Consider the following 26,291-nt stretch of genomic DNA (forward strand, 5'->3'; position numbering starts at 1 on the left):
CGCCTGCGGTGTCGTCCGAATCCGCGGTGAACGACACCATCTGCAACCGCTACTGTGACGGCCGCGACCCGGCTCTCGCCGCCGACGACCGGGTCGCGGTCACGGCGCCGCTCTCGGGTCGCACACTTCAGCTGCATCTCAGTGACTCCGGCCCCATGGGGTGGGCCGCGATCGAGAACACGCAACCGGGAGACGAGGTCTGGCTGGACAGGTCCTTCGACGGCGGCGCCACCTGGGATTCGGGGAGCAGGCTCGGCGCGACCACGGCCCCGGAGGGCGTGGGCGCCTGGCGCACTCTGATGTACAACAACGACGACTGGGCAGATCGTGGTGTCGGTGCGCTACGCGCATGCGGACGTGCCGTCGACACCGGCGCGATCGCGTGCACCGAGTGGGCGCGGACGCGCTGGAACGCGTCAAACCGGGCCGAAGCCGCCGCAACCGCGATGATGGCGCTGTACGACACGGCGAACGGCACCTTCCGCGGCGCGGGCTGGTGGGGGTCCGCGGTCGCGCTGTCCGGGGTCATCCGCAACATCGAGGTCACGGAGATGGCGAGCTACGAATACGCCGTCTCCACGACGTACGACCAGAACGTCGGCGAGCGCCGCGGGCACTTCCGCAACGAGTTCTCGGACGACACCGGCTGGTGGGCGATGGCGTGGCTCGACGCCTACGACCTCACCGGCGAGCGCCGCTATCTCGTCACCGCGCGCCGGGCGGCCGACCACATGCACACCTTCCGGACTCCGGCGTGTGGTGGTGGAATCCGGTGGAAGGAGGGGGAGCCCTACAAGGCGGCGATTTCGAACGCGCTGTACGTCCAGGTCAACGCCGCTGTCGCCAACCGCACCGGGGACGCGGCCTATGCGGATCGCGCTGTTGCCGGCTGGTCGTGGATCCGGAACAGCGGTCTCGTCGGCGCGGACGGTCTGGTGCGCGACGGCGTCGGGGCCGATTGCACGGCGGGCGGTACGATCCATACCTACAACCAGGGCGTACTGATGTCCGGCCTGGTCGAGTTGTCCCGGGCGACCGGGGACGGCAATCTGCTCCAGCGGGCTCGCGAACTCGCCGACGCCGCCACCCGTCCGGGGTCGTATCTCACCGACGACGACGGCATCGTGCACGACCCGGCCGAAGGCTGGGACGACTGCTCCGACGACGGCGCGTACTTCAAGGCCGCGTTCGCGCGAGGGCTCGACGAGCTCGGCGACGAAGTGGCCGGCGATCCCTACGCGGACTACCTCTCCCGGCAGGCGGACAGCGCGTACACCACCTCGCGGAACGCGTTCGACCAGTACTCGCTGTCCTGGTCCGAGTGGACGAAGCCGCAGGGGCCGGGCTGTCAGGCCAGCGCACTGGCGCTGATGAACGCTGCTCACTAGCCGGTCGGCGTGGGAGGGTCTGGCAGTACCGGCCTCGTCGGTCACTCCCCACGGGTGGCCGCAGTGCGGTTCCATGAGGCGCGAAGTAGCGATCGACCGAGCAGAAAGAGAATCACCGATGCGAGCAACACTGATGTACGGCGCCGGCGACGTGCGCGTCGAGAACGTCCCTGATGCGGCCGTCCAGCACCCCACCGACGCGGTCGTCCGAGTCGTCCGGACGTGCGTGTGCGGGTCGGACCTGCACCCGTACCGCAGCATGCCGGCCGGTTCGGGCCCGGCACCGATGGGCCACGAGTTCGTCGGCGTCGTGGAGGAGACCGGCTCGGACGTCTCCACCGTCAAAAGGGGTGACTTCGTCGTATCACCGTTCGCGTTCAGCGACAACACCTGCGCCTTCTGCGGCGACGGCTTCCACACGGCGTGCGTCAACGGCGGCTTCTACGGCGCCGGCGGCGTGGGCGGCGCCCAGGCCGAGGCGATCCGCGTCCCGCAGGCCGACGGCACACTGGTCACGGCCCCGGTGGACGAGAACTCCGAGCTGCTCGACTCGCTGCTGGCGATCACCGACGTCTACCTGACCGGCTACCACGCCGCCGTCATGGGCAAGGTCGACGAACGCACCACGGTCACTGTCATCGGTGACGGCGCCGTGGGCGTGTCCGCCGTGCTCGCGGCGAAGCAGCTCGGCGCGTCCCGGATCATCCTGATGGGCCGCCATTCCGGCCGCACCGACCTCGGCCGCGAGTTCGGCGCCACCGACGTCGTCGCCGAGCGTGGCGCGGAGGGTGTCGCGAAGGTCCGCGAACTCACCGGCGGCGAGGGAAGCCACGTCGTGCTCGAGGCCGTCGGATACCTGCCCGCCTACGAGCAGGCCTACGGCGTCGTGCGGCCCGGCGGTGTCATCAGCCGCGTCGGCGTGCCTCAGTACGACGAGGCCCCCGTGGGGTTCGGGTCCCTGTTCGGCAAGAACGTGACGCTGAACGGTGGTCCGGCTCCGGTCCGGGCCTACATCGAGCAGGGTCTCGCCGACGTTCTCGAGGGCCGGATCGAGCCGGGACGGGTGTTCGACCGCGTCGTCGACCTGGACGATGCGGCCGAGGCCTACCGCGCCATGGACGCCCGGGAGTCGCTCAAGGTCGCCGTGACGCCCTGATCGGCTCGGGCGCATCGTCGCGGACGTGGTCGACACCGGCGACCGGTTCCCTCACCTTCCCCGGGGAGGGGTGCAGCGGTTACCGTAGGTGACCAAACACCTACTCGGAGAGAAGGCAGGTTGTGGTGACCGCATCCGTCGACCAGCCGGCTGCCGTACGCTTGAGCATCCCGGAACCGGGTGATCCCTACGCGGCAGCGTGCCCGAGCCGCCGGGTCCTGGACCTCATCGGCGACAAGTGGACCGTGCTCGTGGTCGGGATCCTGGCGGAGGGGACGGCGCGGTTCTCCGAGCTGCGCCGCCGCATCGACGGCATCAGCCAGAAGATGCTGACCCAGACGCTGCGCATGCTCGAGCGTGACGGGCTCGTGCACCGGACGGTTCACGCCGAGGTCCCGGTCCGCGTGGAGTACTCACTCACCGAGGCAGGGCGCACCCTCGTCGTCCCGCTCAAGGCGCTGCAGGAGTGGGCGGTCCAGCACTTCGGGGACGTCCTGACCGCACAGGCCGAGCACGACGCCCGTTCGGCGCAAGACGAATAGCCCGGGAGCCCGGGCGCTCACGGGTACTGGCAGTGCCTCCCACCCGGCCGTGCACAGACCTACGGTGGTCGGTATGGGCCGGATCGACCACCGCACCGAGGTACGCGAGTTCCTCAGCTCGCGGCGGGCACGCATCACGCCGGAGCAGGCCGGGCTGCCCGCGTACGGCGGCAACCGCCGCGTCACCGGGCTGCGCCGGGAGGAGGTCGCGATGCTCGCCGGCGTCTCCGTCGACTACTACGTCCGGATGGAACGCGGAAACCTCGCCGGTGCCTCGGACGGCGTCCTCGATGCCCTCGCCACCGCGTTGCAGCTCGACGACGCCGAGCGCGAGCACCTGTTCGCGCTGTCCCGGTCTGCGGGCCAGGCCGGGCCTCGCAAGCGCGCTGCACCGCCGAGCACCGTGCGTCCGGCGGTGCAGCAGGTGCTCGACGCGATCACCGAAGCGCCCGCGTGGGTGCGCAACGGCCGCCACGACATCGTCGCGACGAACCGCCTGGGCAGAGCCCTCTACGCGCCGGTGTTCGCCTACCCGCGCCGCCCGGTGAACGCCACCCGGTTCGTCTACCTGGACCCGGCCGCCCGCGAGTTCTTCGTCGACTGGGAGCGGGTCGCCAACGACGCCGCGGCCATGTTGCGCCTCGAGGCGGGCCGCAACCCGCACGACCAAGCGCTGATCGAGTTGGTCGGCGAGCTGTGCACGCAGAGCGACGTGTTCCGGCAGCGCTGGGCCTCGCACGACGTGCAGTACCACCGCAGCGGACAGAAGCGGCTCCGGCACCCGGCGGTCGGCCAGCTGGACCTGAGTTACGAGTCCATGGAGCTGCCGTCGGAGCCCGGCCTCGTGCTCAACGTCTACACCGCCGCGGCCGGTTCACCGACCGCGGACGGGCTCAAGCTGCTCGCATCGTGGGCCGCGACTCAGGGGTCCGCCGGTCTCGGCGCGCAACCAGAAGCGGCGGAGGAGCGCCACGGCTGACGACGGCCGCCGTGGGTCTCAGTCGAGCTTCACGTAGTCGAGCTCCAGGAACTCCTCGACCTCCACCAGCCACCGCTCGGCCACGAACGCCGTGTGCACGGGGTGCTCGTTGTAGCTGGTGTAGGTCTGCTGGTCGGCGAACTCCATCGAGAATCCGAAGTCGAACCCGTTCTTGTCACTGGTCTGGCGCAGCTGTTCGAAGCGCTGCACGCCCGGGATGTCCGCGAGTGCGAGCGCCGCGTTCAGGAACTCTCGCTCCTGCTCGGAACCGGCGGCGTGGTGCAGGCGGAAGGCGACGGTGTGACGGATCATGACCGGAGCCTAATCGACGCATTCGGCTCAGAATCCCGCAAGGGGGTCCCACGGGTCGTCGTTGGTGTCTCGGGTCATCGGTCAGCGTTGCCTGTCCGAGGGTTCGACTGGCCGGGGGGTTCACTCGGGTCGGCGGCGGTCCAGCTCGGCGGCCTCCTCGGGCGTCGGCGCGCTGCCGCCGAGGTGTGCCGGCAGCCACCAGGGAGCGGCGTCGTTCTCGGGCGGCTCCGGGTAGCCGGCCTGCGCGGTGTCGAGCAACTGCTGCATCCGCGAACGCAGCTGCGTCGTCGCCTCGTCGACGGAGGCGTCACTGTCCGGCGTCATCGGCTCGCCTACCAGGATCGACACCGGCACGTGTCGTTGGGTGAGGTTCTTGGGGCGACCCTTCGTCCAGAACCGCTGGGTCCCCCAGACGGCCATCGGCACGATCGGCACTCCGGCGTCGACGGCCATCCGCACGGCGCCCGACTTGAGCTCCTTCACCGTGAACGACCTGCTGATCGTCGCCTCCGGAAAGACCCCGACCACCTCGCCGACCCGTAACCGCCGCACGGCCTCGTCGTAGGACTGCTTGCCCGCGTCGCGGTCGACCGAGATGTGTCGCATGCCGCGCATCAGCGGTCCGGAGATCCGGCTGGCGAACACCTCTCGCTTGGCCATGAAGCGCACCAGGCGTTTGGCCGGCTGGGCTCCGAGGCCGCAGAAGATGAAGTCGAGGTAGCTCTGGTGCGTGCAGGCGATCACGGCGCCGCCGTGCCGCGGGATGTGCTCGGTGCCCTGGATGTCGAGTTTGACGTCCAGCGCCCGGAGCATGGCCTTGCAGGTGAGCACGACCGGCGGGTAGACGAGTTCAGCCATGTCGCAGAGGCTACGCGAGCCCGCGTGGTGCTGGTCACGTCACCGCGCGGTCGTCGTGCCGTGCCCGTACCGACGGCTCAGGGATTCACCACGCCCGGCGGGCGCTCGCCCGCCAGGAACGCCCGGACCGCGTCCGCGCCCATCGCGGCCGCGCGGTGAGCCGTCTGCCTGGTCGCGCCGGCCAGGTGCGGCGTCAACACGACCTTCTCCGAGGACAGCAGCGGCCACCCGGCCGGCAGCGGCTCGGACGGGAACACGTCCAGCCCGGCTCCGGCGAGCCGGCCGGATTCCAGCGCGGCGGCCAGAGCGTCGTGGTCGACAAGTCCGCCCCGAGCGGTGTTGACCAGGTAGCTGCCGGGACGCATCGCCGCGAAGCTCTCGTGGCCGAACAGGTTCGCGGTGTCAGGTGTCAGCCGGACGTGCAGGCTGACCACGTCGCTGCTGGCCAGCAACGTCGGGAAATCGACAAGCCGCACCCCCGGCTCCAGGGCGTCGGCGCCGACGAAGGGGTCGCTCACCACGACGTCGGCGTCGAACGCGCGAAGGATCCGCGCCACCCGCCGCCCGATGGCCCCGTAGCCGACCAGGCCGACGGTGCAGCCGCTCAGTTCGAGCCCACACAGGTCGTAGGCGTACAGGTCGCTGCGCCACTCGCCGGCAGCCACACTCGCGTGGACGCGCGGGACGGAGCGCAGCGTGCCGAGCATCAACGTCACCGCGTGCTCGGCCGCCGCGACCGCGTTCCGACCGGGCGTGTTGCACACGACGACGCCGCGTTCGGTCGCCGCGTCGACGTTGACGTTCACCGGGCCGCCGCGGGTGCACACGATGAGCCGCAACGACGGCGCGGCTTCGAGCACCCGTCTGGTGAACGGCGCCATCTGGGTCACCGCCACCTCGACGTCGCCGACCGTCCCGGCCAGCTCGTCCTCGACGTCGGAAGCCTCGTCGACTTCGCTCACCGGCCCGAACGGCACGTGCGGCCACGGCAGGGTCATGGTGCGCACGTCGAGGGCCCGGGTGTGCTCGGCGGTGAGAGCCCGGCGCAGCTGGTCGTCCAGGAGATCGTTGCGCACGAAATCGTCGCCGGCCAGCAGTATCCGATGGTGCGCAGCCATCACGTCCACCTGTCCTTCCACTCGTCGCGGGCGCGGTCGACCCGTCGTCGATAGTCGTCGTAGGCCTCGTCGTAGTGCCGCCGGGTCGTGGACGCCGGCTCGACCGTGTGCGCCGGGACCGGCCAGCCCGGCCGCTCACCGCGCGCCTCGAGCGCGGAGAGCACCGCGCCGTACGCACCCGTCTGTGGCACGTCGACCACGTCCAGCGGGCGGCCGAGGACGTCGGCGAACAGCTGCGTCCATGCCGTGCTCTGGGCTCCGCCCCCGCTGACCGCCAGCCGGCCGGTGAGCCCGGCGGCTTCGAAGCAGTGGCGGGCGGCGAAGGCCAGACCTTCGCACAGCCCACGGACCAGGTCGGCCCTACTCGTGCCGAGGTGCAGCCCGTCGATCCGCCCACGCGCCGCGCCGTCGACGAACGGCGCCCGTTCGCCGGACTGCGACCAGTACGGCAGCACCCGCACGCCGCGTGCCCCGGGTGGTGACCCGGCGACCAGCTCGCCGAACTCGTCGAACGTCGATCCGGTCGTCGTCAGCAGCCAGTCCATCGACGCGGTGCCGACCATGGCCGGCATCGCCCGCATCCACCGGTTCTCCTGCCACATGGCGAGCAACAGACCGGCCCGGTGCGGAGACGACGGCACCCGGTCGGTGACCACCTGGCAGGCGAGCGTGGTGCCGATGATCAGCAGTCCGTCGCCCGGGTCGACGACGTCGCTGCCGCGCGCCGCCGCCAGCAGGTCGTACGGGCCCGCGCTGACGGTGACCCGCGAGGCCGCCGCGGGGGACAGGCCGAGCGCGGCGGCCGCGTCCGGGCTGAGCGGAGCGGACGGACCGGCCGGGCCGACGACCGGGGGCAGCAGGTCGCGCCGGTGCTCCAAGCCGCACGCACGCAGGATGCCGGCGTCGTAGTCGCGCCGCCGCGGGTCGAGGAAGGGAAACGACGCGTCCGACACGTCGACGGCCCGATGCCCGGTCAGCCGGTGATACGTGAGGCCGACGCAGTGCGTGGCCGTGCTCGCCCGGTCGAGTGTCGCCGGCTCGTCCCGGTCGAGGGCGGCCAGGATCGCCGCGGACGCTCCCGGGAAGACCATGCCGCCGTTGCGAGCGAGGATCTCGTCGGCGGTCCCGTCGGCATCCCACACCCCCACCACGTCCGACGCCCGCGCGTCGAGCCAGGACGCCGCCGGGCGCACCGGCCTGCCCGCGTCGTCATGCAGCCAGCATCCGTCGCCCTGCCCGGTCAGCGCGACGAGCGTCGGCGGCTCCGGCAGCCGGGTGACGACGGCACGCACCACCTCGAGCACCGAGGCGAGCACGCCGTCGGCGTCCTGCTCGACCCGGCCGTCTCCGGGATACCTCAGCTCGGTCGGCACGCTGTGCACGCAGAGCTCGGCGCCGTCGGGGTCGTACGCGGCGGCCTTGGTCAGTGATGTTCCGATGTCGACGCCGATGTACATGTGCGTCTCCCACGCATCAGTTTTCGGTGACGTGCACGTTGACGTGGTGGTCGCGCAGCTTGCGGACGAACTCCTCGGACGCGCCGCCGTCCACCACGACGTCGTCGAAGTCCGTCAGGGGAGCGAGCTGGTGCAGCGCCGACCCGCCCAGCTTGGTGTGGTCGACCAGCAGCACCTTGCGCCGTGCGCAGCGCATCATCGCCCGTTTGACGAGGACGATCTCCTGCTCCTGGTGGAACGCGTCGGTGGTCGAGACCGCCGACGTCGACGTGAACAGGATGTCCGCCCGCAGCGACTCGATGGCCTCGATGCACGGCACGCCCAGGAACGAGTCGTGGGTGGGGTAGTACTCGCCGCCCAGCGAGATCAGCCGGACGCCGGGCATCCGGCTGACGGACTTGATCACCTCGAGGAAGTTGGTGATGACCGTCAGCGGTGACAGGTCCGGCAGCAGGTGCGCGACCTCGAGCGTGGTGGTGGAGTCGTCGAGCATCACCGCCATGCCCGGCTCGATCATGGAGCGGGCGTGCCGTGCGATGGACTCCTTCTCGCTCTTCGCCGTTCGCAGCCGGAACGCGACGTTGCTCTCGAACACGCTCGACGGCTGCGCGCTGACGCCGCCGCGGAACTTGCGCACCACGCCCTGGCGTTCCAGCTCGTCGAGGTCGCGGTGGATGGTCATGAGGCTGACGCCGAACAGCTCCGCCAGATGGTTGGCCGACTCGGAGCCCTCGCGGAGCACGTGATCGGCGATCTGTCCCTGCCGGGTCGTCCGCGGACTGCGTCCGGCGGAAAGCTCGTCGTCAGACCTGGACACCCGGGATCTCCTCCTGTGGGGTGGACGGCTTCTGGTTGTAGTGGTCGAGTGTCACCGCGCCGTCCGGGCGGAACGACAGCTGGGTCGTCGCCGTCGGCGTGACCGCGCGCAGCGCCACCCGATACATGCCGAGCGGGATGCCCACGTAGGCGCACACCACCAGTCTGATCAGCGTGTTGTGGGCGACCACCAGCACGTTCTCCCCGGAATGCCGGCCGGCGATCTCGCGCAGCGCGGTGCACGCCCGGTCGGCGGCGTCCTCGGGATGCTCACCGCCGGGCAGATGGTGCGCGGCTGCGTCGTGTTCGAACAGCTCGACCGAGCGCGGGTGGGTGACGCGCATCTCCGCCAGCGTGCGTCCCTCCGCTTCGCCGTAGTCCACCTCACGCAGCCGCGCGTCGGTGTGCACGGCCAGGCCCAGCGCCCGCGCCACCGGCGCGGCGGTCTGGCGGGTCCGCGTCATCGGGGAGGCGTAGACGGCACTCGGACCGGTTCGCCGGGCCCACGCGGCGAGCACCTGCGCCTGCCGTACGCCCTCGTCGTCGATGCCGATGTCGCTGGAGCCGGTGTAGCGGTTGTCCTCGTGCCAGGGTGTGCGGCCGTGGCGCACCAGCGTCACCGTCGTCCCAGCCGTCATCGGGCACTCCCCACCGCGTCCCCCGAGAATCCGGCCGTGATGTAACCACGGTTCACCAGTTCTCGCACCAGGCGCTCGTACCCGGTGGTGAACCGCTCGTGCAGCTCCGGGCGCGGATGCACGACGGCCAGCCGCGTCACCATGCGCGCGGCCCGCGAGGTGACGCTGTCGTCGCGCGCCGACGCCAGTACCGCCATCCCGAACGCCGGCTCGGGCGTCGCCGGCAGCGCCAGCGCACGGCCGAGCACGTCGGCGCGCAGCTGATTCCAGTACGCGTTGCGGGTCCCGCCGCCGGTGATGGCGATCTCGCCGGTGACGTCGGCGCCGATGGCCGCCAGGTGTTCGAAGGACAACCGCTCCACGTACGCGATGCCCTGCAGCAGCGCCGCGTAGCGCTCCGGGCGGCCCTCGTCGCCGCGCGTGCCGATCTCGAACCGGGTCGCGTCCGGCCGGACGAACGGGAATCGCTCGCCCCTCCCGGAGAGCGGGTAGATCACCGCGGATGCGGGCTCGAAGTCGCGAGCGGCGGAGTCGAGCGCGTCGAATTCGGCCTGCGCGAACTCCTGGCCGAGGACGCCGGCGCCCACGTTGGACGCTCCGCCCGGGAGCCAGCCGCGGTCCGGGTGCCGGTGGCTGTACACGGCGCCGTCGGGGTCCTCGATCAGTTCGGCGGACACCCCCTTGAGCACGAGGGTGGTGCCCAGAACCGAGTTCCACGATCCCGGTGTGAGCGCGCCCGCCGCGATCTGCGCCGCGCAGCCGTCCGTCATGCCGGCCACGACCGGTGTGCCGGCGGGGACGCCGGTCATCGCGGAGGCCTCGGCGGTGACGGTGCCGAGCTCGGATCCGGGAGGCACGACGCGCGGCAGCACGGCGGCGTCCACCCCCGCGGCCTCGAGCAGTGCACCGTTCCAGCGCCGGTTCACCACGTCGTAGCCCGACTTCAACGCGTGGCTGAAGTCGGTGTCCACCCGGTGGCCGACCAGGCGCGTGGCGACGTGGTCAGCGCTGTGCGCGATCCGCGGGCCGGACAGCGGGCGGTCGTGATGCCGCAGCAGCCAGGCGATCTTCGGTAGGGCCCAGGACACCTGCACGTCGGCCGCGCCGGGGACGGCGTCCCGGACGGCGTGCAGCTGCGCCAGTTGGTCCTCGGCACGGGCGTCGTCGTACATCAACGCCGGTGAGAGTGGCGTCCCGTGATCGTCGGTCAGCACGATCGTCCCCGACGTGCTGCAGATGGACAGGCCGGCAACGCCGGCGTCCGATCGTCCCTCGGGGATCGCGGAGAACGCCTGTCGCGCTGCCGCGCCGACGGCCTCCCACCACCGCCGCGGGTCCTGCTCGTGTCGTCCCCCGGACGATCGCTCGCTGTCCAGCGACGCCGAGCCGAAGGCCGCCACGGCGCCGGTGTCATCGACGACCGCCACCCGCGCGCTCTGGGTGCCGAGGTCTACACCGACCCAGAGGGCCTCATCCATGATCACCTCCGTCCCTCCCTGACACTGCGCCGCAGAGTTAACAGCTCTGTCCGATCATCTAACACAAACAGTCGTTAACTGTACACCATCGCTGTGCGGACCCTCGGGCTGGCGCGGCGGATATCCCTGCTCACCACGGTCTCGGGATGTCATCTGATGCAGCGCACCGAGGTGACAAGGGTGGTCGGGAGGTGCGGAACCGCGTGGTCAGAGGTCTTGCGCTCGTCGGGAGGCGTAGTTAAGGTCAACCGATAATGTAACAGTGATTGTGTGAGATATCGCTTCGCTCGATCCTGTGCCACCTTCGACACGCCGAGGAGATGACGCCCGAGTGACCGGAAGACGCACCGCTGCGATCGGCGCCGTCTCGGTGCTGGTCGCCATCGGCGTGTGGTATCTCGCGACAGAGCGTCTCGAGCTCGTGAGCCCGCTCGCACTGCCCAGCCCGGTCGCCGTGGCCGACCGGCTCGTGGCGCTCCACGACACCGCGTATCTCGGGGAGACGATCTGGGGTCACACCCTCGCCAGCATCCAGGTGATGTTCGCCGGATGGCTGCTCGCCGGGGTGGTCGGGGTGCCGCTCGGCGTCGCCATGGCGTGGTCGACGCCGGTGCGCCGCCTCGTCTATCCGACGTTCCAGCTGCTGCGCAGCATCTCGCCGATCGCGTGGATCCCGCTCGCCATCATCTGGCTCGGCATCGCGAGCAGCGCACGGATCTTCATCGTGTTCATCGCCGCCGTCGTGCCGTGGGTCGTCTCGTCGATGGACGGCGTCACGGGCGTGAACCCGTTACTGATCAAGGCGGCGCGCACACTCGGAGCCGGCCGCCGCACCATGACCGACGTCGTGCTGCCGGCCTCGCTGCCCTCGTTGCTGGCCGGGGCCCGCATCGCCATGGGCAACGCCTGGACGGCCATCATCGCCGCCGAGTTGCTGGCCGCCACGGCGGGGCTCGGCTTCGTCGCCCTGAACTCCTCGCGCACGCTCGACACTCCGACGCTGCTGGCCGCCATGGCGGTCATCGGGCTGCTGGGCATGCTGCTTTCGTACGCGCTGCAGTGGCTGAGCGCAGTGCTCGCACCATGGGCGAGGAAAGCGTGACCGCCCCGGAAGCCGCCACCGTCGCGCGCACGGGCTCCCTGACGCCCGCGCGGGCCACGGCGCGAAACGCCCAGTGGGCCGCCGCTTCGGTGGCCCTGTTCGTCGCCCTCTGGTGGCTGGCGTCCGCCTGGACCACCGAAGGACTCGTGCCGAACCCGTGGGAGGTGGCCCAGACCTTCTGGGAGCTGTGCACCACCCCGTTCGCCGAGCTGACCCTGCCCGGCCACGTGCTCTCCTCGCTGTCCCGCTGGGGTGTGGGGTTCGCCTGGGCGGCGGTGCTGGGCGTCCTGCTGGGGCTCTCGCTGGGAGCCTTCGCGACCGTGCGTGCGGCCGTCACGCCGATCTTCGAGTTCCTGCGCTACATCCCTCCGTTCGCGTGGATCCCGCTGGCCGTGCTGTGGCTGGGTGCGGCGCAGTCGTCGGCCGCGCTGATCGTGTTCATCGCGGCGTTTCCGCCTGTGGTCATCAGCACCCAGGTCGGCGTGGCCGGGGTCGATCCGGCGTTGCTCCGCGCCGCCCGCTCGCTCGGAGCGGGCCGGCTGCGGACGATCACGCAGATCGTCGCCCCGGTGTCGGTGCCGGAGATCTTCACCGGCATCCGCATCGCCGTCAGCAACGGATGGATGGCGCTGATCGCGGCCGAGCTGATCAGCGGGACCGAAGGCGTCGGGTTCCTGATCATCCAGGGGCAGGAGAGCAACAACGTGACGATCGTGATGGCGGGGATGGTCGCGATCGGGATCACCGGAGCGGTCGTCACCGGCGCCGTCAACCTGCTGGGCACACGTTTGACGCGATGGAGGAAGACAAGTGAGACGGCCAACTGAGACCGTGCGGGACCCGTCCGCGGCGACCGGGTCCACGCCGAAGCTCTCCATCCAGGACGTGTCGAAGACGTTCGAGTCCTCCCGCGGCTCGGTCCAGGCGCTGACCGCCACCGACCTGGACGTCCAGGAGGGCGAGTTCGTCACCATCGTCGGGCCGTCCGGATGCGGGAAGTCGACGCTGCTGATGATCGCCAGCGGGCTGGAGACGCCGTCGAGCGGGCGGGTGCTGATCGACGACGACCCGGCCGGTCCGCCGGGGCCGCGACGCAGCGTCGTCTTCCAGCAGTTCGCCCTGTTCCCGCACATGACGGCCGAGCAGAACATCGGATTCGGGCTGCGCATGCGCGGCGGGCTCACACGGGCCCGGAAGCAGGAGCTGGTGGCGGCGCAGGTCGAGACGATGCGACTCACCGGGTTCGAGAAGGCGTACCCGTCCGAGCTCTCCGGCGGTATGCAGCAACGCGTGGCGATCGCCCGCGCCCTCGTGCTCGACCCGGAGATCCTGCTCATGGACGAGCCGTTCGGCGCGCTCGACGCGCAAACCCGCACCGCGATGCAGGACGAGATGGCGGCCATGCGCTCGCGGCTGAACTGCACGATCCTCTTCGTCACGCACAGCGTGGAAGAGGCCGTCTTCCTGGGCGACCGGATCGTGGTGATGTCCGCGCGCCCGGGCCGGATCAGCCACGAGTTGAGCGTGTCGAGCGACTTCGAGTGGAAGCGGCACCAGATCGAGCACGCGATGAGCGAGCGGAGTTTCAACGAGCTGCGCGAGGAGGTCTGGCGGCATCTGCACGCCGGCGGCACTCGCCGCGCAGTGCACGACGCTCCGGACGGCGGGCACGACGACGCCCCGGACGACGCCCCGGGCGGCGGCTGACGGGCTCGTCCCGCTCACCCGCCGCCGAGCAAAGCACGCACACGAGCGAACCACGACACCGTAGTCGGGAGAACGACATGCCAGGGACGACGCAGCACCGGCGGGCACGTGTGCTCGCAGCGGTATCCGCGCTCGCACTCGCGCTGAGTGCGTGCGGCTCGGACGACGGCTCCTCCACCGACGCCGACGCGGGCGGCGACGGCGGATCCGGTCTGACCGAGATCACGGCGGCCTCGCAGCCGAACGGCGCCGGGCTCGCCATGTACATCGCCAACGAGCTCGGGTATTTCGAGGAGGAAGGGCTCAGCGTCGACGTCGAGAACTACGCCAGCGGGCCCGCCTCCCTGACGGCAGGAGCAGCGGGGCAGTGGCAGGCCGGCTGGCTCGGCGCACCGCCCGCCCTGACCGGCGGCAACCAGTTCGGGCTGATCATGGCCGGGCTGATGATCACCGAGGACGCCAACCACGTCATGTACATGTCGAAGGACGTGCTGCAGGGAAGCAGCCCGGCCGAGGTCCTGCGGGACAACCGGGTGGCCACCGGGCAGAACACGCTCGCCGAGCAGGTGATGCGCGGTTGTGCCGAACACCTCGGCGTGGATCCGGCCGCCGTCCAGATCGTGCCGCTCGACGGCGGCCAGATCGTCCAGGCGCTCACGTCCGGCCAGGTGAACGTGGTCAACACCTGGTCGTCGCCGGGATACGGCCTGATCGAGAACCCCGACTACGAGGCGGTGTGCGACGGCGAGCAGGCCGGTGTCTCCGTCGTCGACCCGTACGTCGTCACACCGGAGTTCGCCGAGCAGAACCCCGAGGGCGCGGCCGCGTTCCTGCGCGCGGTCTACCGGGCCAACGAGTTCATCAACCAGAACCACGAGAAGGCCGTCGACCACATGGAGGACTACTTCCTGTCCATCGGTGTGGACGCGTCCCGCGCGCAGGCCGACTACGAGACCAGCGTGCGCAACTGGCTGACGCTCGACGAAGCGATCAAGAGCATCGAGTCCGGTGAGACGGCCGGAGCGCTCAAGGCCAGCGCCGAGTTCTTCGTCGAGGCCGGTGTGTATCCGCAGGCTCCGCCGATCGACGACCTGCTGGCCCAGGGGAAGGAACTGCTGGTGAAGGCCCGCGACGGAGCCGGTTCGTGACCGAGGACGCCTTCCGCGGGCACGTCGGCCGGACGGTGACGGAGTCCACCCCGTGGTGGGAGCCGCCGGTCCGTCCGGCCGCGGGAGCGCCGAACATCGTCGTCATCGTCCTGGACGACGTGGGGTTCGGCCAGCTCGGCTGCTTCGGCTCGTCGATCGACACGCCGGCGATGGACGCACTGGCGGCCGGCGGGCTGCGCTACACCAACTTCCACGCCACCGCACTGTGCTCGACCACCAGGTCGTGCCTGCTCACCGGGCGCAACCACCATGCCGCCGGGGTCGGTTTCCTGGCCGACTTCGACACCGGTTATCCGTCCTACCGTGGAACGGTGACGCCGCGTGCGACCACGGTGGCCGAGATGCTGGGCGGGCACGGCTACGGCACTTACCTCTCCGGCAAGTGGCACGTCGTGCCGCCGTCCGCGATGACACCGGCCGGCCCGTTCCACCAGTGGCCCACCGGCCGCGGATTCGACCGCTACTACGGGTTCCTCTGGGGCGACGACGACCAGTGGGCCCCGGAACTGTGGTCCGACCAGCACCACGTCGAGCCGCCGGACCGGCCCGACTACCACCTCAGCGCCGACCTGGTCGACCAGGCCGAACGCTTCATCGCCGACCATGTGAGCGCCGCGCCGGACCGGCCGTTCATGCTCCAGCTCGCCTTCGCGGCCTGCCATGCTCCGCACCAGGCGCCGCGCGAGTTCATCGACCGGTACGGCGGCGCGTTCGACCACGGCTGGGACGTGGAGCGCGAACGGGTGCTCGCCCGTCAGATCGAGCTCGGCGTGGTGCCGCCGGGCACGCGGATGCCGGGGGCCAACCCGGGCGTGGCCGCATGGGCGGAGCTCACCGTGGACCAGCGGCGCGTCTACGCCCGGCTGCAGGAGGCGTTCGCCGGATTCATGGAGCACACGGACGTGCAGATCGCCCGGCTCGTCGACTTCCTCCGCCGGCACCGGCTGTTCGACGACACGATGATCGTGCTGCTGTCCGACAACGGCGCCAGCGGGGAGGGCGGCGCGGACGGGTCGATCAACGAGTACCGCTACTTTCTGGACCTGCCCGACGACCTGGCGGACAGCCTCGCCGCACTGGACGACATCGGCGGGCCGCACACGCACAATCACTATCCGAGCGGCTGGGCGCAGGCGGGCAACACGCCGCTGAAGTTCTACAAGAAGCACACGTACGGGGGAGGCGTCCGCACACCGCTGATCGTGCACTGGCCCGGCCACATCAGCGATCCCGGTACCGTCCGCACCCAGTTCCACCACGTCATCGACGTGGTGCCCACGCTCCTGGAGGTCGCGGGCGCCGAGGCACCGGACACGTACCGCGGCGTGCCGCAGCTGCCGATGCACGGAACCTCGATGGCGTACACGTTCTCGGATGCCGAGGCGGCGAGCGCCCGCCGGCTGCAGTACTTCGAGACGGCGGGGCACCGGGGCCTGTACCGGGACGGCTGGAAGATCGTCACCAACCATGAGCCGGGCACCGACTTCGACGCCGACCGCTTCGAGCTGTACCGGCTGTCCGACGACTTCTCGGAGTCCGACGACCTCGCAGGTCACCATCCCGACGTCGTCGCCGGGATGGTGGACGCCTGGTGGAAGGAGGCCCGGAAGTACGACGTGCTGCCGCTCGACGACCGGATGCAGGAACGCGTCGCCTCGCGCGATCCGGCGACCGAGCGGAACCACTACCGTCTGCTGCCCGGTGCGCGGCTGTCGAACGGCTCGGCCGGGCCGAACTTCGCCGGCCGGCCGTTCCGCGTCGTCGCGCGCCTCGGGCCGAGAGGGGCCGGCGACGGCGTCCTGCTCGCATACGGCCGCCGCGCAGCCGGGTTCTCGCTCTTCGTGCGCGACGGCCGGCTGGTCTACGACCTGAACCTTGCCGGCCGGCACACCGTCGTGCGCACACCCGAGCAGCTGCCGTCCGACGCCACGACCCTGGGCATGAGCCTGATCACGACGGGCGACGATGCACGGGTCGAGCTGCTGGTCGACGGAACGACAGCCGGCAAGGCCGCGATCCCCCGTGCGTTACCCGCCGGACTCGGCTGCCTGAGCACGCAGTGCGGGCACAACTCGCCGTCACCGGTCTCGACGCACTACGACCCGCCGTTCACCTTCGGCGGCGACCTGCTCGACGTGGTGATCGAGTTCGGCGACCCGGACGAGACGGACGGGATCGCGGTCTGGCGATCGGCCCTGGGCGCCGACTGACGCCGGAAGCGCGGTTGCCCACCCGGCGGTCACAGCCGCGCGCTGATCACGACGGCGACGGCGACGGCGACCGATCCGGGCCGACCTGACGGCGCTCGCGCTCGAGGCCGGCTCCGCGGCGGACGGGACGGTGAGCAACGACTGGGAGTATCTGCTGACCACCGCCACCCGGGCGTGAGGGCGGATTCACGACCCGTCGAGGCGGGCCTCGGCGCGGATGGGCTCGAAGAGTTCGACCGGGTTGCCCGACGGATCCTCGACGAGCACCTGCTTGCCGCCGACACCGGTGACGATGTCGTTGCGGAAGCGCACCCCGGCCGAGCGGAGCGACTCGGCGGTGCCGGCGAGGTCGGAGACCTCGATGGTGAACCGGTTCCAGCCGCCCGGGGCCGGCAGCGTGCCGTCGGGCATGGCCTGTCCGCCTCCGCCGGGGCCGCCGGGTGCGTTGAGGGCGAGACGGAGGTCGCCGCGGGCCAGCATGGCGAAGGTCGGGGCCGGGTGCTGCTGTTCCTCGAACCCGAGATGCCGGCAGTAGAAGTCGATCGCGGCGTCGACGTCGTCGACGATGTACCGGAAGCTCACAGTAGCCATCGGCTTCTCCTTCGCGGTTCGGCCGTGCTCACTCGGATCGTCCCGCTTCGCCGCCCTCGGCGCAACGGCCAGGTCCGTGCCTGTCCGGCGTCAGCAGCAGTGCTCTAGGTAGGCCTGCAGGTCTGCCAGCGCCTGGCGGGTCCGTTCGTTGTCGCCGCGGTAGAGCACGACCTTCCCGTCGCGGCGCGAGGTGACGATGCCACCGCGACGGAGCAGGGCGAGCTGCTGCGACGCGGTGGACTGGCTGATGCCGGCCTGCTCGGCGATCTCGCCGACGGACAGCTCCGCGCCACGTGAGAACAGCTGCATGATCTGCTGCCGGGTGGGGCTCGCCAGCGCTTTCAGGAAGTCGTGTGTCTGCGGGGCGAGCTCTGGCGCGTCACCAGGGGACCCGCAGGTCGGCGCGGGCTCGGTGGCTGCCGCGTGCTCGTCGGTCGGGTCCGGCATCGACTGGCTCCTCCCTGTGCCGTCCCTCGAAGCCTAGTCATCCATCGTCATTTTGGCATATTAGAAAATAACGATATGTTGTCCGGCATGGACGACAAGACACCAGTGGTGATCATCGGTGGCGGGCAGTCGGGGCTCGCGGCAGCCGCGGCGGGCCGTCGGCACGGCACGGACGTCGTGGTTCTGGAGGTCGGCGACCGGCCGGTCGGCACCTGGCCCGCGTACTACGACAGCCTCACGTTGCTGTCACCGGCGCGATACAGCGCGTTGCCGGGCCTCGAGTTTCCCGGAGACCCGGACCACCACCCGCACCGCGACGACGTCGTCGCCTATCTCGAGCGGTATGCGTCGACGCTGGGCGTGCCGATCCGGACGGGCGTCGAGGTCGAGGCCGTCGAGCACGCGGACTCGGGCTTCCTCGTGCGGACGGCGGACGGGCAGTCCCTGCCGGCCTCCGGGGTCGTCTCCGCGGCGGGCTCGCGTCCTGTGCTCCCCGAACTGGCCGGTCAGGACACCTTCCGCGGAGAGCTGACGCACATCGCGGACTATCGCAACGTCAAGCCGTACGTCGGCCGGAGGGTGGTCGTCGTGGGGTCCGGCGAGTCCGCGGTGCAGATCGCCCACGAACTGGGCGACGTCGCCGACGTCACGTTGACCTCACGTCGTCCGGTCCGTTTCCTGGCGCGCCACCAGCGTGGACAGGACGTGCACCATTGGTCGGTGACCAGCGGCTTCGACCGGCTGCCGCCGGAGTGGCTGGCACAGGTCGTGCCGGGCCGGCTGGTCAACGACGCGGGGGAGTACGAGCGGGCATTGGGCGACGGGCGGCTCGAGCGCCGGGCGATGTTCAGCGCCCTGGACGGCGATGCAGTGGTCTGGGCCGACGGCACGCGCGAGCACGTCGACGCGGTCCTGCTGGCCACGGGGTACGCGCCGCGAGTGGACCACCTGGCCGGGCTCGGCGCGCTGGACGAGCACGGCCTGCCGCTGCACAGCGGTGGTCTGTCGACGACGACGCCCGGGCTCGGGTATCTCGGGCTCGAGTTCCAGCGCTCGTTCGCGTCCAACACCCTGCGCGGCGTCGGCCGGGACGCCGAGTACGTCATGGACGCCGTGGCGGCCTACGCCGGTGGTGCTGCGGCGGCGGTCGGTCTTTCCTCACGCGGCGCGGCGCGGGCGAGATAGCTGGCCACGACCCCGTCCGGAGAACGGCTGACGTCGTCGACGACGAATCCGGCCCGCTGGAGCATCGGCTCGAACAGCCAGGTGAACGTCGAGTGCTCGTCGCGTACGTGCTCCTCGACGTCCGCCCGGTGCCATTCGTCGTCGCCCCTGCCGTCGACGGACGCGCACCAGGCCTCGATGCGTTCCTCGGCATCGGCCGGATCGAAGCCGAAGATGACGTCCGACACCCGGAGGACACCGCCGACGCGGAGCATGCGCCGCGCTCGGTCCAGTGCGATCGCCTTCCAGAAGTCCGGCAGATGGTGCAGTGCATACCGGGTGTACACGAAGTCGGCGAGTGGCCCGGTGTGCTGGTACGTGAGGAAGCCGGCGCGCACGACCTCGACGTTGGACGCGCCCGCCGCCGACACTTTCGCCCGCAACTGCTCCAGCATCACGTCCGAGACGTCCACCGCGACCACCCGGGCACATTCCGCCGCGGCCGCCAGCGTGAACTGGCCGGTGCCCGCGCCGAGGTCGACGACCACCGACGTGTCGGTCAGCCCGTGCGCGCGCAGCACGGGGACTTCGTCGTCGGCGCCGGCGTCCTCCTTCGCGTCGTACCGCCGGGCGTGCGTGGCGTCGAGGTTCTCGCGCCCGGCACTGGCCACCTCGTCGAGCAACCACGCTGGACGTCGCGGTTCGTTCGTGATGTCCACGGGCCCATCATGCAGTAACCGGCCCGGCGTGGATCGGCCACGATGGAGGGCGTGAACGCGAGCGTGACGCTTCGGGTCCTGACCGTCGACGACTGGCCGGCGTGGCGCGACGCGCGTCTGGCCGCGCTGGCGGACGCTCCGCACGCCTTCCGGTTCGGCGTCGAGGGTTGGCGCAACGGCGGTGAGCAGCAGTGGCACGAGCGCTTTCTAGTGCCGGGCACGTACAACCTGCTGGCGGAGATGGACGGCCGGCTGGCCGGTATGGCACGGGGCGTCCGCGCCGACGACGGTGTCCGTGAGCTGCGGTCGGTGTGGGTCGCGCCCGCGGCCCGGGGTCGCGGTGTCGGCGACCGGCTGATCGAGGCCGTCGTGTCGTGGGCGACGACCTTCGGGGCGACCGCGTTGCGGCTCAGCGTGGTCCCGGCGAACGAGGCGGCGATCGCGCTGTACCGGCGCCACGGGTTCGCCGACACGGACGAGCCCGATGCCCTGTTGCCCGACGGCGTCACCCGCGAGCAGGTGATGGTGAAGCCGCTTCCGAAGGGGCCGACGTGATATCGTAAGATATCGGAGGTGATCGGTGATGACTGACGTTCTGATCCGCAACGTAGACGATCATGATCTCGCCCGCATCGACGAGCGAGCAGCCCGGCTGGGGCTCTCCAGGGGGGAGTACCTGCGGCGTCGTATCACCCAGGCTGCCGGGCATGAAGATGCACACCTGACGGTCAAGGACCTGCAGCGTGCCGCGGACTTGACGGAGGACCTTCTCGACGACGACGTCATGCGCGAGGCGTGGTCGTGACGTTCGAGGGGCCGTGGCTCATCGACAAGTCCGCTTATGCGCGACTCGGTCGGTCGTCGGGCGCCGAGTTGTGGGCAGATCGGATCGAGCGTGGCCTGGTGCACATAGCCACACCGACCGTCCTCGAAGTCGGGTACTCGGCTCGCTCCGGCGACAGCTGGGCTGCGTCGGTGACGGCGCCGCCTCTCGCCCTCATGCCGGTGGAGAACGCCACGCCGGCGATCGAGGCACGCGCGGTCGAGATTCAAGGCGTTCTGGCGCGCCAAGGTCACCACCGCGCACCATCAGTGCCGGACTTGCTGATCGCGGCCACTGCCGAGCTTGCAGGGCTCGTCGTCCTCCACCAGGACAAGGATTTCAGTCTGATCGCCGAGGTCACCGGGCAACCGCTCGAAGAGCTGGCGACCGCTGGATAGCACGCGAACGATCATGGTTCGCTCGCGTCGACGATGCCGGCGTCGTGCGCGATCAGCCCGGCCTGGGTGCGGTTGGCGCAGTCCAGCTTCTCGAGCAGCTTGGAAACATACCCCTTGATCGTGGCCGTTGATCATCGGCACTTACCCGTCGTATGGGCGGGAAAGTGCCGATGATCAAGCGGGAGGTCTGGTGGCCGGGCTGCTCAGCCGACGGCGAGGGCGAACAGGTGCATCCCGGTGACGCGGCCGGGACCGGTCGACCCGCCCGCCGGCAACGTCACCGCCTCGACGGTCTTGGCGGGGTCCAGCGGCGCCGAGGCGGCGAAGATGCGCACCGTGTGGTCGCGCTGGCCGCGCGGGCGTCCGCCGAGGCCCTGCGAGTTGACGTACGGCGTGGCGGCGACGATCTCGTTGGCGGGACCCGGCTCGTACCACCAGTCGTCGAGTGTCAGCGTGAACGTCGCGGTCGACCCGTCCGTGTAGTGCACGACGCCCGGCCCGGAGACCGAGCCGCTGCTGCTGGCGCCGAGCACGCCGAGCCGTTCACCGGCGCCGTCGACGAAGACCGTCTGCCCGGTGGCGACGATGTTGTCCGGCTGCCCGGGCGGCACGTCCGGCCACGAGAAGTCGAGCCCGTCATGGCGCACGGTCGCGCCGGCGTCGAGCCCTTCCGCCGCGAGCGCCTGCCGCGAGTAGCTGTTGCCGACACCGTCCAGGTTGCCCTGGTCGACGTCGTCGTCGCTGCTCGTGCCGGTGTTGTTGCGCGCCGCGGCGACGGTCGACGCGATGACGACGCTCGCGGCCGAGCTGACCGACGTCCGGCTGGTGCGCAGCGTGAACGTCGCTCTGGTGTCGACGACGGCGTTGCCGGGCGCGGCGTCGGCGGGCACGTCCACCTCCCAGCGCACCGTCGCGCTCTGTCCCGGCTGCAGGGCGGCGATCGTGGTCGGTGTGGCCGGGCGGGCCGTCCAGCCGTGCGGCACGGCGACGGAGACGTCCACGTCACGCAACGCCGGCTGTTCCTTGTTCGTCACCCGCGCGGTGACGGTCGTCGTGCGGCCGGGGACGATCAGCGCCCGCTCCGCGTGCGTGCCGACGGAGACCGCGGGCGGGGGCGGCCCGCCCGGAGGGACGTTTCGGGTGTGGATGGTGACCTGGTCGCTGCCCAGCTCGGGGTGGGTCACGGTGACGGTGACCGGCCCGGGCGTGTTGCGGCGCGAGCGGACCCACACTGCTCCGACGCCACCGCTGTCGCCGAACGCGAACGGCGACTCGCCCACGAGGTCGGCCGGCCCGTCGACCTCGATGCCGACTTCGCCCTGCACGTACGGGCGGGTCGCACCGTGCCGGTCGAGGACCTCGAACGAGATCCGGGTCGCGTCCGTGCCGTCGGCGTCCAGTTCGGCGTCGTCGGCGCGGACGGTCAGCGCGTCCCCGCTCGGATCGGCGGAGAACGAGCGGGACAGGACCAGCTCGTCCCCGACGTAGCCGTCGATGCGCAGCTCGGGAAGCGCGCTGCCGTCGACGGTGAGGTCGACCAGGAACGGCGGATGCGCCAGATGCGGGAAGCGCTCACGGTCGGGCTGCGCGGTCGCGTGGTGCTCGCCGCCGACGAACAGCTCCAGCCGGTCGCAGTTGGAGCAGACGACGGCGTCGGCGCCGGGCCCGTCCGGTGGCGACTGCGGGCCGAAGTCCCACGTGAACGCGGGAACGATGACCGGGCGCACCTGCGGGTCGACCTGGGAGCGGTAGAACGCGGCCCCCGGCTTGGGGAAGCGGAACAGGTCGACGACACCGGGCGTCTTGATGCCCTGGTGCTGGTTGCCCGTCCCCGAGGGGTAGTCGAATCCGCACCAGGCGATCAGCCCGCAATACCGCTCGTCGGAGGCGGCGATGTCGTGCACGTACGCGTGTGACACGGCCTGGTCCTGCTGAACCGCGACCGGGTCGGTGCGGCGGTAGAAGCGCGCGCCTCCGCTGAGGGTGCCGACCGCCTCGGTGACCAGGTACGGACGGTCCGTCCGCGGTGGTTGCAGCGAGGCGTGACCGTCGTGCCGACGGTAGTCGTTGTACGAGAACACGTCCTGGACGAACTCCGTGCTGCCGTGCCGGAACGCGATCATCGAGCCGGTGGTGGGCCGCGAGTCGTCCAGCGAGTGCGCGAGATCGCGGGTGGAGCCGTAGAAGTCGGCGTGGTCGCGGGTCTCGTTCAGCCGCGCACCCCAGATGATCACGGACGGGTGGTTGCGGTCGCGCACCACCATGTCGTGCACGTCGCGGTAGGCGAGCTCGCGCCAGGACTCGTCACCGAGGTACTGCCACCCGGGAACCTCGTCGAAGACCAGCAGGCCCAGCTCGTCGCAGGCATCCAGGAACGCCTCTGCCTGCGGATAGTGCGAGCACCGGACGATCGTGCAGTTCAGTTCGTTGCGCAGCATCTCCGCGTCCTTGCGCTGGACGCGGTCGGGCATCGAGCCACCAGCGAACGGATAGAACTGGTGCCGGTTGAGCCCGAACAGCTGGTGCCGCCGCCCGTTCAGCAGGAACCCCTGACCGGTGAACTCGGCCTGGCGCAGGCCGATCCGGCGGGTGTGGTCGTGCACCGCGCGCTCGTCGACGACCAGCGTGGCCACGACCGTGTACAGGTACGGGTCGTCCACGTCCCACAGCCGGACGTCACCCAGACCGGTCAGCGACGCGCGCACCACGTTGCTGCCGGCCTCGCTGATGTCGGCGTCGACGCTCGTCGTGGCCACCTGGCGGTCGCCGTCCAGGAGCGCGATCTCGACACGGACCGGTCGATCGGGCACCGACGCGGCGTCGACGGTGCACTCCACGTCCACCCGCGGGGTGTCGGAAAGCACGTCCACCGGCTTGGCGAACACGTCGGCCAGGAACGTGTGCGGAACGGCGCGCAGGCTCACCGAGCGGTAGAGACCGCCGGGCTGCCAGAAGTCGACCGCGGTGGGCGAGCCGTCCGGGACGTTCGGCGGGACATCGAGATTGAACCGGGAGTCGAGCTCGACAGCCAGGACGTTGTCGCGGTCGCGCACATGGTCGGTGAGCTCGACCCCGAAGGGCAGGTAGCCGCCGAGGTGCTCACCGACGGGTTCACCGTTGATGCTGACGGTCGCGCCGGTGAGCGCGCCGTCGAAGTCGGCGAACAGCCGGAGTCCGTTCAGTTGCGGGTCGACGTCGAAGTGTTTGCGGTAGGACCAGGTGCGTTGCCACGTCGTTGGGTCCCACTGTCGCCAGGACAGCTCTGTGACCGTGTGTGGCAGCGTGACCAGGGTGAATGACTGGTCGCCCTGGTCGCCGAGGCTCATCGGGGCGAACAGCCAGTCCTCGTTCAGCGGCAGCGTGCGTGCCGCGGGGCCGCGTGTGGTGTCCGCGGTCCGCGTCGTGGCCGCTGCTCCGGCGGCGCCGATGCCGCCGTGGCCCAGTACGGCCAGGCCGCCCGCGCCCACCATGCCCGCCATGCCCGTCTTCAGTAGTCGTCGTCGTGAGATGCCGTCGTGCGCTCCGGACTCCGGGTGCATCCGTGACCTCCTCGTCGTCGAGTCAAGGTGAGTTGACTTCAGACCCTTGACGTCTGACCACTGTTCTTATCGGCAGCGGGGCGGGCTGTCAACGGGGCGATCAAGACAAACCGCCCTGCCCCTGGCGCCGGTGGGCGCGTCTCGACGCGAGGTGGTGGGCGGCGACGAAACCGGGCTACGTGCAGGTGCAGCCTTCCGGGCCGCAGCATGTGGGGTCGACGAACAGCACGACCCGCAGCAGCTCGCTCAGGGCGGGCGCCAGGTGCGGGTCGGCCAGCCGGTACCACGTGTGCCGGCCCTCGCGCTCGGTCGCGACGAGCCCGCATCCGCGCAGGCAGGCGAGCTGATTGGACATCACCTGGCGGGAGACGCCCAGGGCGTCGGCCAGGTCCGAGGGGTAGGCGGGTGCCTCGCGCAGCGCCAGCAGGATCCGCGTGCGGGTCTCGTCCGAGAGGGCGTAGCCGAGGCGGGCCACGGCTTCGGTGTGCGACATCGTCACGGTGTTCACAACCGCAACGATACATGGTTCCCTGTATCAGTATCCGTAGGTCGGCCGTGGTCCGGCGCCCCCGGTGCCGCGCCGGTCACGGCCACCGCCCGGTGGGCGCTCGCGTGGTGGACACTGGGGCGATGAGCGCGGACACCTCGCCCGCCGCCGTCCTCCGGCGCATCGCGTACCTGCTCGAGCGCGCCCACGAACCGACGTACCGCGTCCGTGCGTTCCGGCAGGCCGCGGCGAGCGTCGACGCCCTCGGCCCGGACGAGCTCGCGGCCCGCGCGCAGGCGGGGACGCTGACCGAACTGCGCGGCATCGGCAAGGTGACGGCCCAGGTCGTCTCGGAGGCGCTCGCGGGCGAGACGCCGGTGTACCTGCGCCGCCTCGAGGCCACCGGCGGCGTGCCCGTCGCCGAGGGCGGCGCCGAGATCGCCGCCGCGCTGCGCGGCGATCTGCACACCCATTCGGACTGGTCCGACGGCGGCAGCCCGATCCCGGAGATGCGGGCCGCGGCCGCTGGGCTCGGGCACGAGTACGTCGCCCTGACCGATCACTCGCCGCGACTGACCGTGGCCAACGGACTGTCGGCGGAACGGCTGCACGCTCAGCTCGACGTCGTGGCCGAGTTGAACGCGCGTGCCGACGGCCCACGGGTGCTGACAGGAATCGAGGTGGACGTCAACGAGGACGGCTCGCTGGACCAGTCCGACGACGTGCTGGAGCGGCTCGACGTCGTGGTGGCCAGCGTCCACTCGAAACTGCGGATGCCGTCCGACGACATGACGCGCCGGATGGTCACCGCGATCGCTCATCCGCAGGTCGACGTCCTCGGCCACTGCACCGGCCGGCTGGTCACGGGCGCGCGCGGCACCCGGCCGGAGTCCACGTTCGACGCGGAGATCGTCTTCGCCGCGTGCGTCCGGTTCGACGTGGCCGTGGAGATCAACTCGCGCCCCGAACGGCTGGACCCGCCGAAGCGGCTGCTGCGGCTGGCGGTCGAGGCGGGGTGCCGCTTCAGCATCGACACCGACGCGCACGCGCCCGGCCAGCTGGACTGGTTGCCCTACGGCTGCGAACGGGCCGCGGCCTGCGGCGTGCCGGTCGACGCGATCGTCAACACCTGGCCGGTCGAGGACCTGCTCGACTGGACTCGCGGGCCCGCTCGGGCCTCGTGATCCCGCGCT

General features: G+C 70.9%; 26 protein-coding genes and 1 pseudogene. 14 read left to right on the top strand and 13 right to left on the bottom strand.

Going from position 1 to position 26,291, the window contains the following annotated elements; genetic code table 11:
• Positions 1 to 26: 26 nt before the first annotated feature.
• From CLV30_RS13925 to CLV30_RS13940, 4 genes are all read left to right on the top strand, one after another.
• On the top strand, positions 27 to 1,388 hold the full coding sequence (locus tag CLV30_RS13925; protein ID WP_129711018.1) for a glycoside hydrolase family 76 protein: 1,362 nt from the start codon (positions 27 to 29) through the stop codon (positions 1,386 to 1,388).
• Positions 1,389 to 1,506: 118 nt separating this feature from the next.
• Positions 1,507 to 2,544, top strand: a complete 1,038-nt coding sequence (locus CLV30_RS13930; RefSeq protein WP_205740860.1) for a zinc-binding dehydrogenase — start codon at positions 1,507 to 1,509, stop codon at positions 2,542 to 2,544.
• Positions 2,545 to 2,666: 122 nt separating this feature from the next.
• Positions 2,667 to 3,086, top strand: coding sequence for a winged helix-turn-helix transcriptional regulator (locus tag CLV30_RS13935; RefSeq protein WP_240723313.1), 420 nt, complete (start codon positions 2,667 to 2,669; stop codon positions 3,084 to 3,086).
• 73 nt (positions 3,087 to 3,159) lie between these two features.
• On the top strand, positions 3,160 to 4,065 hold the full coding sequence (locus CLV30_RS13940; RefSeq protein ID WP_106537824.1) for a helix-turn-helix transcriptional regulator: 906 nt from the start codon (positions 3,160 to 3,162) through the stop codon (positions 4,063 to 4,065).
• An 18-nt stretch (positions 4,066 to 4,083) separates the two neighbouring features.
• Here the strand turns inward: CLV30_RS13940 and CLV30_RS13945 are convergent, their stop codons facing one another.
• The 7 genes from CLV30_RS13945 to CLV30_RS13975 all read right to left on the bottom strand — a co-directional run bounded on the left by CLV30_RS13945 (position 4,084) and on the right by CLV30_RS13975 (position 10,742).
• Entirely contained in the window at positions 4,084 to 4,377 is a 294-nt protein-coding gene (locus CLV30_RS13945; protein WP_106537825.1) for a Dabb family protein, read from the bottom strand.
• Positions 4,378 to 4,497: 120 nt separating this feature from the next.
• A complete protein-coding gene (locus tag CLV30_RS13950) occupies positions 4,498 to 5,235 on the bottom strand; it encodes a lysophospholipid acyltransferase family protein (RefSeq protein ID WP_106537826.1) in 738 nt (245 codons plus the stop codon).
• Between the two features lie 77 nt (positions 5,236 to 5,312).
• The gene (locus CLV30_RS13955; protein ID WP_106537885.1) at positions 5,313 to 6,353 is read right to left on the bottom strand and encodes a 2-hydroxyacid dehydrogenase; all 1,041 of its coding nucleotides are present in this window, start codon (positions 6,351 to 6,353) and stop codon (positions 5,313 to 5,315) included.
• Positions 6,353 to 7,810, bottom strand: coding sequence for an FGGY-family carbohydrate kinase (locus CLV30_RS13960; protein ID WP_106537827.1), 1,458 nt, complete (start codon positions 7,808 to 7,810; stop codon positions 6,353 to 6,355). The genes CLV30_RS13955 and CLV30_RS13960 overlap by 1 nt, the downstream gene beginning before the upstream one ends.
• 16 nt (positions 7,811 to 7,826) lie before the next feature.
• Positions 7,827 to 8,627, bottom strand: a complete 801-nt coding sequence (locus CLV30_RS13965) for a DeoR/GlpR family DNA-binding transcription regulator (RefSeq protein WP_205740861.1) — start codon at positions 8,625 to 8,627, stop codon at positions 7,827 to 7,829.
• Positions 8,614 to 9,264 (bottom strand): histidine phosphatase family protein, encoded by a 651-nt coding sequence (locus CLV30_RS13970; protein ID WP_106537828.1) that lies wholly within the window; start codon positions 9,262 to 9,264, stop codon positions 8,614 to 8,616. Before CLV30_RS13970 ends, CLV30_RS13965 begins: the two co-directional genes overlap by 14 nt.
• The gene (locus CLV30_RS13975) at positions 9,261 to 10,742 is read right to left on the bottom strand and encodes an FGGY-family carbohydrate kinase (RefSeq protein ID WP_106537829.1); all 1,482 of its coding nucleotides are present in this window, start codon (positions 10,740 to 10,742) and stop codon (positions 9,261 to 9,263) included. Before CLV30_RS13975 ends, CLV30_RS13970 begins: the two co-directional genes overlap by 4 nt.
• A gap of 331 nt (positions 10,743 to 11,073) precedes the next feature.
• On the opposite strand from CLV30_RS13975, the gene CLV30_RS13980 reads away from it, so the two are divergent.
• The 5 genes from CLV30_RS13980 to CLV30_RS14000 all read left to right on the top strand — a co-directional run bounded on the left by CLV30_RS13980 (position 11,074) and on the right by CLV30_RS14000 (position 16,930).
• Positions 11,074 to 11,844, top strand: coding sequence for an ABC transporter permease (locus CLV30_RS13980; protein ID WP_106537830.1), 771 nt, complete (start codon positions 11,074 to 11,076; stop codon positions 11,842 to 11,844).
• Entirely contained in the window at positions 11,841 to 12,671 is an 831-nt protein-coding gene (locus CLV30_RS13985) for an ABC transporter permease (RefSeq protein WP_165358630.1), read from the top strand. Before CLV30_RS13980 ends, CLV30_RS13985 begins: the two co-directional genes overlap by 4 nt.
• Positions 12,655 to 13,551 (top strand): ABC transporter ATP-binding protein, encoded by an 897-nt coding sequence (locus CLV30_RS13990; RefSeq protein ID WP_106537832.1) that lies wholly within the window; start codon positions 12,655 to 12,657, stop codon positions 13,549 to 13,551. Before CLV30_RS13985 ends, CLV30_RS13990 begins: the two co-directional genes overlap by 17 nt.
• A gap of 77 nt (positions 13,552 to 13,628) precedes the next feature.
• The gene (locus tag CLV30_RS13995) at positions 13,629 to 14,699 is read left to right on the top strand and encodes an ABC transporter substrate-binding protein (protein WP_106537833.1); all 1,071 of its coding nucleotides are present in this window, start codon (positions 13,629 to 13,631) and stop codon (positions 14,697 to 14,699) included.
• Positions 14,696 to 16,930, top strand: a complete 2,235-nt coding sequence (locus CLV30_RS14000) for an arylsulfatase (RefSeq protein WP_106537834.1) — start codon at positions 14,696 to 14,698, stop codon at positions 16,928 to 16,930. Before CLV30_RS13995 ends, CLV30_RS14000 begins: the two co-directional genes overlap by 4 nt.
• 186 nt (positions 16,931 to 17,116) lie before the next feature.
• Here CLV30_RS14000 and CLV30_RS14005 read toward each other — a convergent pair whose 3' ends face one another.
• Both CLV30_RS14005 and CLV30_RS14010 read right to left on the bottom strand, forming a co-directional pair.
• Positions 17,117 to 17,521: a VOC family protein gene (locus tag CLV30_RS14005; RefSeq protein WP_106537835.1), complete on the bottom strand. Its 405-nt coding sequence runs from the start codon at positions 17,519 to 17,521 to the stop codon at positions 17,117 to 17,119.
• Between the two features lie 90 nt (positions 17,522 to 17,611).
• Complete coding sequence (locus CLV30_RS14010) at positions 17,612 to 17,968, bottom strand: ArsR/SmtB family transcription factor (protein ID WP_106537836.1); 357 nt, start codon at positions 17,966 to 17,968, stop codon at positions 17,612 to 17,614.
• A gap of 87 nt (positions 17,969 to 18,055) precedes the next feature.
• Here CLV30_RS14010 and CLV30_RS14015 point away from each other — a divergent pair, with 87 nt between their 5' ends.
• Positions 18,056 to 19,153 (top strand): flavin-containing monooxygenase, encoded by a 1,098-nt coding sequence (locus tag CLV30_RS14015; RefSeq protein ID WP_106537887.1) that lies wholly within the window; start codon positions 18,056 to 18,058, stop codon positions 19,151 to 19,153.
• Here the strand turns inward: CLV30_RS14015 and CLV30_RS14020 are convergent.
• Positions 19,090 to 19,851 carry a class I SAM-dependent methyltransferase gene (locus tag CLV30_RS14020; protein WP_205740862.1) on the bottom strand — a complete coding sequence of 254 codons (762 nt, stop codon included), beginning with the start codon at positions 19,849 to 19,851 and terminating at the stop codon, positions 19,090 to 19,092. The two genes, CLV30_RS14015 and CLV30_RS14020, sit on opposite strands and share 64 nt — an antisense overlap.
• A 51-nt stretch (positions 19,852 to 19,902) precedes the next feature.
• On the opposite strand from CLV30_RS14020, the gene CLV30_RS14025 reads away from it, so the two are divergent.
• Genes CLV30_RS14025 through CLV30_RS14035 form a run of 3 tightly spaced genes read left to right on the top strand, consistent with a single transcriptional unit; the run spans position 19,903 to position 21,072 of the window.
• Positions 19,903 to 20,406 (top strand): GNAT family N-acetyltransferase, encoded by a 504-nt coding sequence (locus tag CLV30_RS14025; protein ID WP_205740863.1) that lies wholly within the window; start codon positions 19,903 to 19,905, stop codon positions 20,404 to 20,406.
• A 28-nt stretch (positions 20,407 to 20,434) separates the two neighbouring features.
• Positions 20,435 to 20,656, top strand: coding sequence for a type II toxin-antitoxin system VapB family antitoxin (vapB, locus tag CLV30_RS27555; RefSeq protein ID WP_106537838.1), 222 nt, complete (start codon positions 20,435 to 20,437; stop codon positions 20,654 to 20,656).
• The gene (locus tag CLV30_RS14035; RefSeq protein WP_106537839.1) at positions 20,647 to 21,072 is read left to right on the top strand and encodes a PIN domain nuclease; all 426 of its coding nucleotides are present in this window, start codon (positions 20,647 to 20,649) and stop codon (positions 21,070 to 21,072) included. Before vapB ends, CLV30_RS14035 begins: the two co-directional genes overlap by 10 nt.
• A gap of 11 nt (positions 21,073 to 21,083) precedes the next feature.
• Here the strand turns inward: CLV30_RS14035 and CLV30_RS27875 are convergent.
• The 3 genes and pseudogenes from CLV30_RS27875 to CLV30_RS14050 all read right to left on the bottom strand — a co-directional run.
• Positions 21,084 to 21,197 (bottom strand): annotated as a pseudogene (locus CLV30_RS27875) (DNA-binding response regulator); the annotation flags it as partial.
• Positions 21,198 to 21,275: 78 nt separating this feature from the next.
• Positions 21,276 to 24,611 (bottom strand): glycoside hydrolase family 2 TIM barrel-domain containing protein, encoded by a 3,336-nt coding sequence (locus tag CLV30_RS14045; protein ID WP_106537840.1) that lies wholly within the window; start codon positions 24,609 to 24,611, stop codon positions 21,276 to 21,278.
• Positions 24,612 to 24,786: 175 nt separating this feature from the next.
• Positions 24,787 to 25,104: an ArsR/SmtB family transcription factor gene (locus CLV30_RS14050; protein ID WP_205740875.1), complete on the bottom strand. Its 318-nt coding sequence runs from the start codon at positions 25,102 to 25,104 to the stop codon at positions 24,787 to 24,789.
• Between the two features lie 137 nt (positions 25,105 to 25,241).
• Between CLV30_RS14050 and CLV30_RS14055 the strand changes: the two genes are divergently transcribed.
• Positions 25,242 to 26,282: a PHP domain-containing protein gene (locus tag CLV30_RS14055; RefSeq protein ID WP_106537842.1), complete on the top strand. Its 1,041-nt coding sequence runs from the start codon at positions 25,242 to 25,244 to the stop codon at positions 26,280 to 26,282.
• The last annotated feature ends 9 nt before the right edge of the window (positions 26,283 to 26,291 follow it).

Origin of the sequence: Haloactinopolyspora alba (genome assembly GCF_003014555.1) — a bacterium.
Taxonomy (GTDB): Bacteria; Actinomycetota; Actinomycetes; order Jiangellales; family Jiangellaceae; genus Haloactinopolyspora; species Haloactinopolyspora alba.

What these genes read in the sequence shown, in the direction of transcription:
- CLV30_RS14005 (WP_106537835.1), bottom strand. Translation starts at nt 17,521, where the DNA reads ATGGCTACTGTGAGCTTCCGGTACATCGTCGACGACGTCGACGCCGCG.
- CLV30_RS13995 (WP_106537833.1), top strand. Translation starts at nt 13,629, where the DNA reads ATGCCAGGGACGACGCAGCACCGGCGGGCACGTGTGCTCGCAGCGGTA.
- CLV30_RS14010 (WP_106537836.1), bottom strand. Translation starts at nt 17,968, where the DNA reads ATGCCGGACCCGACCGACGAGCACGCGGCAGCCACCGAGCCCGCGCCG.
- CLV30_RS14050 (WP_205740875.1), bottom strand. Translation starts at nt 25,104, where the DNA reads ATGTCGCACACCGAAGCCGTGGCCCGCCTCGGCTACGCCCTCTCGGAC.
- CLV30_RS14055 (WP_106537842.1), top strand. Translation starts at nt 25,242, where the DNA reads ATGAGCGCGGACACCTCGCCCGCCGCCGTCCTCCGGCGCATCGCGTAC.
- CLV30_RS13975 (WP_106537829.1), bottom strand. Translation starts at nt 10,742, where the DNA reads ATGGATGAGGCCCTCTGGGTCGGTGTAGACCTCGGCACCCAGAGCGCG.
- CLV30_RS13940 (WP_106537824.1), top strand. Translation starts at nt 3,160, where the DNA reads ATGGGCCGGATCGACCACCGCACCGAGGTACGCGAGTTCCTCAGCTCG.
- CLV30_RS13955 (WP_106537885.1), bottom strand. Translation starts at nt 6,353, where the DNA reads ATGGCTGCGCACCATCGGATACTGCTGGCCGGCGACGATTTCGTGCGC.
- CLV30_RS14045 (WP_106537840.1), bottom strand. Translation starts at nt 24,611, where the DNA reads ATGCACCCGGAGTCCGGAGCGCACGACGGCATCTCACGACGACGACTA.
- CLV30_RS13930 (WP_205740860.1), top strand. Translation starts at nt 1,507, where the DNA reads ATGCGAGCAACACTGATGTACGGCGCCGGCGACGTGCGCGTCGAGAAC.
- CLV30_RS13960 (WP_106537827.1), bottom strand. Translation starts at nt 7,810, where the DNA reads ATGTACATCGGCGTCGACATCGGAACATCACTGACCAAGGCCGCCGCG.
- CLV30_RS13950 (WP_106537826.1), bottom strand. Translation starts at nt 5,235, where the DNA reads ATGGCTGAACTCGTCTACCCGCCGGTCGTGCTCACCTGCAAGGCCATG.
- CLV30_RS13945 (WP_106537825.1), bottom strand. Translation starts at nt 4,377, where the DNA reads ATGATCCGTCACACCGTCGCCTTCCGCCTGCACCACGCCGCCGGTTCC.
- CLV30_RS14015 (WP_106537887.1), top strand. Translation starts at nt 18,056, where the DNA reads ATGGACGACAAGACACCAGTGGTGATCATCGGTGGCGGGCAGTCGGGG.
- vapB (WP_106537838.1), top strand. Translation starts at nt 20,435, where the DNA reads ATGACTGACGTTCTGATCCGCAACGTAGACGATCATGATCTCGCCCGC.
- CLV30_RS13970 (WP_106537828.1), bottom strand. Translation starts at nt 9,264, where the DNA reads ATGACGGCTGGGACGACGGTGACGCTGGTGCGCCACGGCCGCACACCC.